This window comes from Nitrosomonas sp. Nm34, from assembly GCF_900113925.1.
Lineage (GTDB): Bacteria > Pseudomonadota > Gammaproteobacteria > Burkholderiales > Nitrosomonadaceae > Nitrosomonas.
The window spans coordinates 1-9,100 of the sequence record NZ_FORD01000082.1 but is presented as its reverse complement, the minus strand read 5'-3'; the positions used below and the strand labels follow the sequence as shown (position 1 = coordinate 9,100).

General features: G+C 46.6%; 8 protein-coding genes. 1 reads left to right on the top strand and 7 read right to left on the bottom strand.

Translation table 11 applies throughout. The features are described from left to right. From BM283_RS16255 to BM283_RS16245, 3 genes are all read right to left on the bottom strand, one after another. A partial coding sequence (locus tag BM283_RS16255) for a major capsid protein (protein WP_090694973.1) occupies positions 1-290 on the bottom strand: 290 nt, incomplete at its 3' end. A 515-nt stretch (positions 291-805) separates the two neighbouring features. Continuing rightward, positions 806-1,834, bottom strand: a complete 1,029-nt coding sequence (locus tag BM283_RS20170) for a phage/plasmid replication domain-containing protein (protein ID WP_254776413.1) — start codon at positions 1,832-1,834, stop codon at positions 806-808. Positions 1,835-1,916: 82 nt separating this feature from the next. After that, complete coding sequence (locus tag BM283_RS16245; protein WP_090694970.1) at positions 1,917-2,210, bottom strand: hypothetical protein; 294 nt, start codon at positions 2,208-2,210, stop codon at positions 1,917-1,919. A 214-nt stretch (positions 2,211-2,424) separates the two neighbouring features. Between BM283_RS16245 and BM283_RS19065 the strand changes: the two genes are divergently transcribed. Beyond that, positions 2,425-2,811 (top strand): helix-turn-helix domain-containing protein, encoded by a 387-nt coding sequence (locus BM283_RS19065; RefSeq protein WP_175492197.1) that lies wholly within the window; start codon positions 2,425-2,427, stop codon positions 2,809-2,811. Positions 2,812-2,890: 79 nt separating this feature from the next. Here BM283_RS19065 and BM283_RS16235 read toward each other — a convergent pair whose 3' ends face one another. The 4 genes from BM283_RS16235 to BM283_RS19060 all read right to left on the bottom strand — a co-directional run bounded on the left by BM283_RS16235 (position 2,891) and on the right by BM283_RS19060 (position 8,659). Next, a complete protein-coding gene (locus BM283_RS16235; RefSeq protein WP_090694969.1) occupies positions 2,891-3,598 on the bottom strand; it encodes a hypothetical protein in 708 nt (235 codons plus the stop codon). 900 nt (positions 3,599-4,498) lie between these two features. Next, positions 4,499-6,547: an amylo-alpha-1,6-glucosidase gene (locus tag BM283_RS16230; RefSeq protein ID WP_254776412.1), complete on the bottom strand. Its 2,049-nt coding sequence runs from the start codon at positions 6,545-6,547 to the stop codon at positions 4,499-4,501. Between the two features lie 50 nt (positions 6,548-6,597). Beyond that, the gene (gene treZ / locus BM283_RS16225) at positions 6,598-8,517 is read right to left on the bottom strand and encodes a malto-oligosyltrehalose trehalohydrolase (RefSeq protein WP_090694965.1); all 1,920 of its coding nucleotides are present in this window, start codon (positions 8,515-8,517) and stop codon (positions 6,598-6,600) included. Beyond that, entirely contained in the window at positions 8,510-8,659 is a 150-nt protein-coding gene (locus BM283_RS19060; protein ID WP_175492196.1) for a hypothetical protein, read from the bottom strand. Before BM283_RS19060 ends, treZ begins: the two co-directional genes overlap by 8 nt. Between the last annotated feature and the right edge of the window lie 441 nt (positions 8,660-9,100).

Here is a 9,100-nt window from a genome sequence, read left to right as displayed (position 1 = left end):
GCCATGATTGCAACGATTACACCAAGGATAGCAGCACCCACAGTTCCAACGTCAGTAACGGCGGTAGTAATAGCAGTGGTGACATCAGCAGGTACTGCAGCATGGGCACCTGAAAGACCAGCAATGAAAAAAACGAATAAAGCAACAGTGCGATAGACCATTCGCTTAAATCGCTGAGAAATCGAAAATAGCGCCCTTTTAAGAAAGCTGGTAGCCAGCATAAAGGGAGAAACCATAACAGCCAGAGACAGCATCCAGAACGCTTGCATTTGTTGCTTGAGTTGATTCATTTGAAACTCCTTATAAAAATGTTTAATGGTTTTGGTTGTGCACACCCCCAAATCAGCGTTATACAGCGTAACTTTTGGCTTGAGGCTGGGCGCAGCTCATCAATAAATCATTGAAACTTTTGTTGTTTAAATAACTCTTAATTAATAGCCATATTGTTATTATGGTTTCGGTACGCAACTGCTATTTTCCCGATTCCCCGGTAAAGCAGTTGTGTACCGGTTTCTCATCATGGACTCTTCACGGTGCATAATTGTTTTGTTCCTTTTGTTCTCCCCTTGTGCACCGTTTTTTTTAATGAAAATAAGTTGCATTTTTAAATGATAATAATTATCATTCGCACATCCTTTATTAAAAGGATTACGGTACACACCTGCTAATATTTTCTTTTTTTCTCTCCTTAGCCGCTGTGTATCGGTAATACAGTTGACAAGTCCTCATGGTGCACAATTTGCTACCCCGCCTCGGCAATTTGTGCATCATTTCTTCGTCTACGAAAATTTTCATTACGCACTCCTTATTTATTAACCACAAGTTTTAAGGGTTGATTGAATTCGTCATCGAACCTATACCAGTCAGGTGGTGAAACCGGCTTAAGCTCGACGACGTGAACTTTAGTGGGGAATCTGGTGACGTTGCGCGGTTCGGTTATATCAAGGCCATACTCACGTAGAATTTTGGCGTGTCGGTAAAGCGTTCCGTTTGACATGATGGTACGTAAGTCTTCACCTGCTAACCAAGCGGCAGCCGTTACACGGTAACGGGATGGTATAGCATCCAGTATGTCGGGTTCATCGCTACGGTCTACACGGCGGAAAATTTCTGTTTCTGCTTCAAAAATTTGCTGTATTTTCTGGTCAGTCACATTTTCTAACTTGTGCATTCCTTCATCGTGCAACATACGCTTTTTAAGTTCGACCTCTACGCGTACTATTCCGTTATCTCTGCACCATTCATAAACGGGGTCATCTGTTTTCATGCCGTGTTTCTCCATTTCGATGTGTTTGATATAGGCTTTAATCATATGCCGCGTATTAGACCACCAGACAGATTCATCACCAGCTCTCCCCTTTTTCATGCGTGACACAGATCGGTCGGCAAGCCAGCGGATAAGGTGTCGAGCCTGGGACTCTGAACCACACGCAAAATTAGCGGTGATGTCCAGACGTGAAAGACGCGCACCGCGTGATTCTGTGAGATCAGGCGAAAGCCCTCGAGGAGTGAAAACTGGGAGCGATTTATCCAGCATGATTCGATTACATTTCTCGACAGTTTCTCTCCAACCAAGGTTGAAAAGGTTGTCACGGCGAGAAAACCTTCCGACGTTTCCGTTGAGTGAAACAAAGCTACCGTCACATTTGATTTGCAGACTTGTTTCATATGAGCCGCCAAAGCGCGCGGGGCTAGCTTTTTCAAAACGTGGTATACCGAATCCGTCATAAAAGACGATTGCTCCGCTTGCGATGACTGGGAGGCTTGCGCCTTCATGAATTTGACTAATGGTGATCCAGTCAATAAAGATGTTTTTTTCTTCCGCATGGCTCATTTTCCCCGCCCTGAAGTAAATAGACTTAACTATAAAATTCCCAAATTGGGAATGAACGGACTAGTGTTACTATCCGTTCGGGCTATTTAGGTTCGTTAAAACCGATCACGGTATCTTTCAATTCTCCGAACATAATCATCGGTTCTTTGATCAGTTCAAGAATTCTTGGCTGTGTGAGAGCTGGGGCAAATTTCTGAAAAGCTGCCGGGTCAAGAGGTAGTGATGCCACATCGTAACCAAAGCCTTCCATGTTGTAGTTACCCTGGGCGACTGGTCTAAGAGGTAAAGCAACGGTCAGTTCATACATTTCGTAGGGTTTACCGTCAGCTTTTTTAAGACCGTGGGTACGTTTTGCATTGAGGACTAAAACTCTCATTTCTTCTCCCGATTAAATTAATTAAATTATTCATCGCCTTCTTCGTCGCTTCGCAGGCGCTTTGCGCCCGCTCTGGCTCCTCAAAGGCTCTTTAAAAATATCCCTATTTGACTAGGGGAATTTTGAACTGTAGCATTAAGTAACAAATGTAACAGTAACAAAAGTTACTGAATTAGAGCAGTAACAAATGTTGCTGTCAAGAGGAGATATGAAAATGGAATTAAATAGATTTATTGAGATAGGGGAAAAGAAAGCTGGCAAGCAGATAGAACTTGCTAAAATTCTAGGTATATCAGATAGTTACATAAGGGTGGTAAAAACAGGAAGAAGAGGCTTTCCGGTTGATATTTGTATATTACTTGCTGATTACATAGATGCTGACAGGATGGAAGTAGTAGCAGCCAGCAACTTAGTTACAGAGAAAGATGAGAAAAAAAGAAAGATTTTTGAAAGATGTTTAAAGAAAACCAGCAATGCAGCAGCCAGTATAGCTACGGTAATTGTATTAACTACAGTATTGACCCTCTCCCCCGTCAGATCATCACAAGCAGCTGGCCTAGAGGGTAATCAAGCTTCCAGCAATGTGTATTATGTTAAATGAAATTATCGGAGATTTTGTTGAGTACGTATTTAGAACCAATAACTGCGTTTTTACGGATATTTACGCTAAAGCCGGAGATTTATTCTATTGTATACTCTACAGGGATATCAAAGTTATTTAAGGGAATTCCTTCTTCCATCGTTATGATCTCAGCAAGGTATTTATCTGACGGCGTGGTGTTTCCGCTTGAAAATACCGTTCCTTTCTTCGGTATTATTTGTTCGAGTTTGAAGGAAGATCTTTCAGGGACGTATTTAAAGATCAAGGTGTTAGCAATTGGATTTACCCAACTAGAGGAAAAGGTATTATCTTCAGAATTTATTCCACCTTTTTGGTTTGATAATGCATGCAATGAATGAACAGAAATAACTAATTGCTCGCCATTAAAATAACCGATGGCTTCATTAGACCGTTTTGGTGTGACAACTGTGGAGACATCAGGAGCAACAGGCTGATTTTTGTTCTCTGTAATGACTTCATCTCCTATTCCATTCCCAATATCAACACAACCGTGAATTTGAGTTGTACATTCTGGATCTGCAACTGAACAATTTCTTCTCATAACAAAAACTGCTAATCCACCCGTAAGACGTAAGCGGAACATTCCGTTTCCATTGTCTTCAATTACCTCAAAACGACTTTCAATTGGATTATTTAATGTAATTTGGTTCGTCAATGGATCAGACATAGTGTCTTGGCATGATTGACCACGGTAAATGATGGATAATCCAAAAGCCTCTCCAGAAATTAAGCAAAGCAACATAAAGATTTGGGTTATTTTTTTCATAGTTTTTCCCTTTCAAATTTATGTGAAATATGGTGTCAGTATATGTCATCATAATAATTAATTAAGAGGTTTTTATTAGCTATTAGGCTATAAGTTAGTTGCCATTGTGGGATATGACGAGTATTAGTCCACCAAACAGATTCATCGCCAGCTCTCCCCTTTTTCATGCGTGACACAGGCCAGCCGGATAAGATGTCTAGCCTGAGACTCTGAACCACACGTAAAATTAGCGCGGTGATGTCTAGACGTGATAGACGCGCACCGCGTGATTCTGTGAGGTCAGACGAAGGCCCTCGAGGAGTGAAAATTGGGAGCGATTTATCCAGAGCATGATCCGAATACATTTTTCGACAGTTTCTCGCCAACTCAGGTTGAAAAGATTGTCAAGGCGAAAGGTTGAAAAAGTTGTCAAAGCGAGAAACTTTCCGACGTTTCCGTTGAGTGAAATAAAGCTACTGCCACATTTGATCTGCAAACTTGTTACATATGAGCCGCCAAAGCGCGCGAGGCTAGCTTTTTCAAAACGTGGTATACCAAACCCGCCATAAAAGACAATTACTCCTGTTGCGATGACTGGGAGGCTTGCGCCCTCATGAATTTGACTAATGCAATGCTGACCCTCTCCCCCGCTAAACTTGCTTAAAATGATGTGGCTCCCTTTAACTGGACAACCGGAAGGAAGTTAAGTTCTGACATGTGTGATTAACCCATTTCTAAATAAAAATAATGATATTTAAGATATCTTGTGAGATAGATAATTCCAGAATTGTGTATTTTTTATTTCAGATTTATTTCATTGCGTACCACCATTCCGATACGACTTCGATGCCGCTTAGGATCACCTCTGCGTGCCAAAGGAAAGAGTAAGTGATTTTTTCCCTGAACCTATTTAATCTTTATTCAACCAACAGTCGCTTCTTTAGTCTTTTGCCAGACTCGCAGTACTTCTGCTACACTCCAGGCCTGTGCGATGCAGCCACGGGGATAATAAGGGGGATCCGCGTCGAAAATCTCGCTGATAGTACCAATACCTTCATCAAGGAGGTGTGCTCTAAATCCCTCGAGCATTTGGCGTCCCATGGGAAGGTTTCCGTGAGTTTTAAGCCATGCGTCGAGGAAGGGGCCGATCAACCAAGCCCAGACCGTACCTTGGTGATAGGCTGCATCTCTTGCGCGAAGATCGCCGAAATACGTACCTTTGTAATCCCGATGGGCTGGATCTAGGCTTCTCAACCCAACATGTGTCAACAATCGGCCTGCTACTACATCGAGCACCGGGCGCCATTTCGCTTCTTCTAAAATAGGATGAGGAAGTGAGATGGCCAGGATCTGGTTCGGACGCAGGCTGTTGTCATCGCCCTGCTCTCCGTCAATGACATCCAACAAGTATCCCAAATTATGATCCCAGAAACGGCGATTGAATGCCTGCGCCGCGTGGCTGGCCATAGTTATCCACCGCTCAGAAGAATTACCTACCACTGACCCCCAATCGGCCATACAGCGCAGGGCGTTATACCAGAGCGCCTGGATTTCAACCGGCTTACCGCGCCTCGGCGTTACGACCCAATCGCCCACCTTGGCGTCCATCCAAGTGAGTTGATAGCCCTCTGCACCAGCATGCAGAAGACCATCCTGCGGATCGACCTTGATGCCAAAGTGTGTGCCCATCACATGGTGGTCGATTATAGAGATCAACACGGGATACAGTGTCAGCAGCGTTTCGCGGTCACCGGTTATCCGGTAATAGCGGTCCAGAGCATGGAAATACCATAATGTAGCGTCCACTGTATGATAGAGAGCTTGACGTTTTCCTTCCGGAAAGAGATTCGGCAGCAGGCCATCTCGTACATACTGTCCAAAAGTCCGCAGAATAGATCGAGCTTCCTGGTAACGTTCGGTACAGAGAGTTAATCCCTCGAGACTGATCATGGTATCGCGCCCCCAATCAGTAAACCAGTGGTAACCGGCGATGATTGTGCAGGGTTCGTCAGAGGATGCGTGGGGCGCGTGCACGTCAACGCGAGATGCGGGAATAACGATGAATTGGTCAGCTGCCAACGTCAGCCAACGTTCCATATTGTCCTTTTCTGATTCATCGATGTGCGCCAGCAAGGCGCCCAGCCGCTGAGCTTCTGCGTCAATGATGGCCTGTGCTTCATATTCGAGCCGCTCCCAGGATTCGGTACTGGCCACGAAGGACACGGGCTGGCCCTGTGTCAGCTCGACGGTGAAATAGCCAGGGCTTGACAAATCTTCGACGTATTCAGATCCCCGATCCCGATCGACGCGGTAGCAGATGCCGCGACTGGTGACTGTCTCCACCATAAAATTAAATTGCTGCTTTGGCGATCTGACGCACATGCGTAATGGCGGAACATCTTCGCAAAGCCAGAGCTCAAAACGCCCATCAATGATAGTCGGCGGAAAGGTCGGCTGCCCGCCTTCACTGATCTGTGCGCTGAGTGCACGGAAAGTCAGGAATGGCCGGAGCCGGAGTTGCAGCGGTTCACCCTCGAGCAAACGATACTCTATATATACCGAGTTGTCACCGTGGGGCATGATGATGCGCTTCTCCAAGCGCCGTCCCTTGACTGCTATGCGCCAGACCGGCGTCTGCCATTCGCGGCAGAATTCTGTGAGCAGTCGCGGAAGGTCACTCACCAACCGTCCATCTTCGTATTCTATCCCGCTGATGAGCAGAGACTCTCCGTCGGTAATGATTTCTTCATCAAGTCGGGGCATCAGAACCGTCCGTCCCCAAGGTGCCGGCAGATCCGGTATGAACAATCCATGATACCGTCGTGTTGGAGCCCCCAGCAATGTCGAGGAGGCATAGCCGCCGAGCCCGTTTGTTACCAGCCATTCCTTGGTGAGAAAGGTATTGATGTTGGGTAGCTGATCACGTGGAATAGTTAATATAATGGCATCGCTACGCATTGTCGTATTCATCACCACGTTATTTAACTCCTCTTCTTAATGCTGCATTAATCGGTTTTGGCTTAACCTGGTACGGCGGTATACAGTACCGCAGACTCTCCAGGTAATCTCCAGCCCTGCTCAGTCAAGGGCTCAATGACACCCGGGCCTCCGTAGCAAGGGGCGTCACTCGACCAGATGAACGACCAGGAACGCCCGACCGGTGGAGCCAGCAAGGGCTCCGGAGCAGGTTGATAAAGCAGATCGGCCCCCAGATTGATGAGCAGCAGGCGATCGTTCCCATCGTGCCCTAAATACCGCAAAAGAAATGCCCAAGAGCTCAATACAGCTCCATCGATTGCCTCTCGCGCTTGTTGCGCAATCACCGAATCCTCGCGTCGGAGGCGAAGGAGATCCCGATGCAAGGCGTACCACTCGGCATGGTGCTCTCGCTCGGACAGATTCAGGCGCGAACGATCATAGACTGAGGGATCGGAGGGGTCGACGATCGCTGCTTGTGCAGCCGGTGACCCATAACTGGGAAATTGTGCGAGAAATTCTTTGCGGCCCCGATAGATATCCTCGGCCAATTTGCCGGGAGGAAAATCGACAAAGTAGTGGAAGGGAGTGGACGCTCCGAACTCTTGCCCCATGAAGAGCATGGGGGTTTGCGGAGCAAGTAGCAGCAGCGTAGTCAAGGCACGACAAACACCCGGACTAGTCTTGGTATGCAGCCGATCCGCCCGCAACTGATTGGCAACCTGATCATGGTTTTGCAGAAAAAATACGAATGCTTCGGCTGGTTCATGCGACACCATAGTGCCTCTTGGTTTTTTTTGCCACTGGTACCGCTGGCCCTGGTAGAGAAACCCGCGCTTCACACAGGAGACCAATTCCTGTGGTGAGCCGCGGTAGTCAGTGAAATAGCCTTCGCTGCGACCAGTAGCAGCCACGCGAGTGGTGTGATGGAAATCCTCACTCCACACGGCATCGAGCCCCCACCCGCCCTGTGCGATCGGTTGAATGGTCCACACCCACTGAGCTTCGCATTCAGCCACCAGAATGATCGAGCGTGCGCCTGCTGCCTTTCTGGCTGCCTGAGATAGCTCAGCAATGATATGTATGGGACTGGCATCCTGAAAGGCATGGACCGCATCCAAGCGTAACCCATCCAGGTGATATTCCTCGATCCAATAACAAGCGTTATTAACGAAGAATTCCCGCACCTCCCGCGATCCGGGCCCATCAAAGTTGATCGCCCGGCCCCATTCATTGCTATAGCGGTCGGTGAAATACTCATCGCTGAACTCCGGTAGGTAATTCCCATCGGGTCCTAGATGGTTGTATACAACGTCGAGAATGACACCAAGCCCCCGTTGGTGGGCCTCGTCCACAAAACGCTTCAACGCTTCGGGATCACCGTAGACATGGGAAGGTGCGTAAAGCCCGACTCCGTCATAACCCCAATTCCATCGTCCTGGAAACTCCGCCACCGGCATTACTTCAATGACCGTGATCCCAAGATCTTTCAACGCATCCAATTGAGTAATGGCAGAGTCGAATGTGCCGCCTGGGGTGAAGGTTCCTACATGCATTTCGTAGATAACTTGCCCTCTCATCCCGACTCCTGGCCAACCTTGGTCTCTCCATGCATAGGCACCAGGATCTACGATTAATGAAGGCCCGTGAGGACCCTGTGGTTGAAATCGTGAACAGGGATCTGGATGATATCGCTCTCCATCCAATCGATAGCGATATGTCATGCCCGCCGAAGCATTTGGAACCAACCCCGACCAATAGCCGTTAGAATCTCTGGTAAGAGGATATCCTTGCTCGTCCTCTTCGAGAATTACCTCAACCTTAGCCGGCTTGGGTGCCCAGCAACGAAACCATACCCCCTCCTGACTAACCCATGCCCCAAGATGCACCCTTTCGGCTGAGTGGTTGGAGAGGTCAAACCCTTCCTTATTCGATATTTCGGTTAACTTAGAGCAACTATTCATAGTACTCTCCCAAGGTTTGGCTGACTGTTTTCAGCCAGGCTTCTGGCAATCCGAAATGGAGCAGAATGAGAACAAACCGCTTATAGACAGAAGAGACAGAAGTGCGTATCAAATTTAACTGTTCTGGCCGTTCTTGACTCATATACAGCTACTTGAATACATCCGTCGAGTTAGGCAGTCTCAAAATACAATAGTACTGCAATTTATTGCATTGTCCGCACAAGTAGTATTTATCTCGTTTTTTACCTAAAGCATAAGAGAATAAACACTCTTTGTTAAACTTAATTATACTTAATCAAATATTTTTATCAAACACGGTGCTGAATGGTCAAAAGGTTATACGCTTCTGCTTGAAGTAGTAATAAAATTGGAATGATGATTAATTCATCATCTGTATACCATAAAGAAAAGTGTAGCTATAACGAGGTGCTGACAATAAATTGTAATGTAGCTTAATATCACGTTTGCTGAATCAGACTTTCTTAAGCAACGTGAGTTCGACATAAGAATCATCAAATCACGACTGGAAGAGCTTGAGGGAGCCTGATATTAAGTGAGGGTTTCTTCTCGCGAAAGGTGTAAG

Excerpts from the sequence above, each read along its gene's own strand:
- BM283_RS20170 (WP_254776413.1), bottom strand. The coding sequence starts at position 1,834 with ATGAGCCATGCGGAAGAAAAAAACATCTTTATTGACTGGATCACCATT.
- BM283_RS16245 (WP_090694970.1), bottom strand. The coding sequence starts at position 2,210 with ATGAGAGTTTTAGTCCTCAATGCAAAACGTACCCACGGTCTTAAAAAA.
- BM283_RS19065 (WP_175492197.1), top strand. The coding sequence starts at position 2,425 with ATGGAATTAAATAGATTTATTGAGATAGGGGAAAAGAAAGCTGGCAAG.
- BM283_RS16235 (WP_090694969.1), bottom strand. The coding sequence starts at position 3,598 with ATGAAAAAAATAACCCAAATCTTTATGTTGCTTTGCTTAATTTCTGGA.
- BM283_RS16230 (WP_254776412.1), bottom strand. The coding sequence starts at position 6,547 with ATGAATACGACAATGCGTAGCGATGCCATTATATTAACTATTCCACGT.
- treZ (WP_090694965.1), bottom strand. The coding sequence starts at position 8,517 with ATGAATAGTTGCTCTAAGTTAACCGAAATATCGAATAAGGAAGGGTTT.
- BM283_RS19060 (WP_175492196.1), bottom strand. The coding sequence starts at position 8,659 with ATGAGTCAAGAACGGCCAGAACAGTTAAATTTGATACGCACTTCTGTC.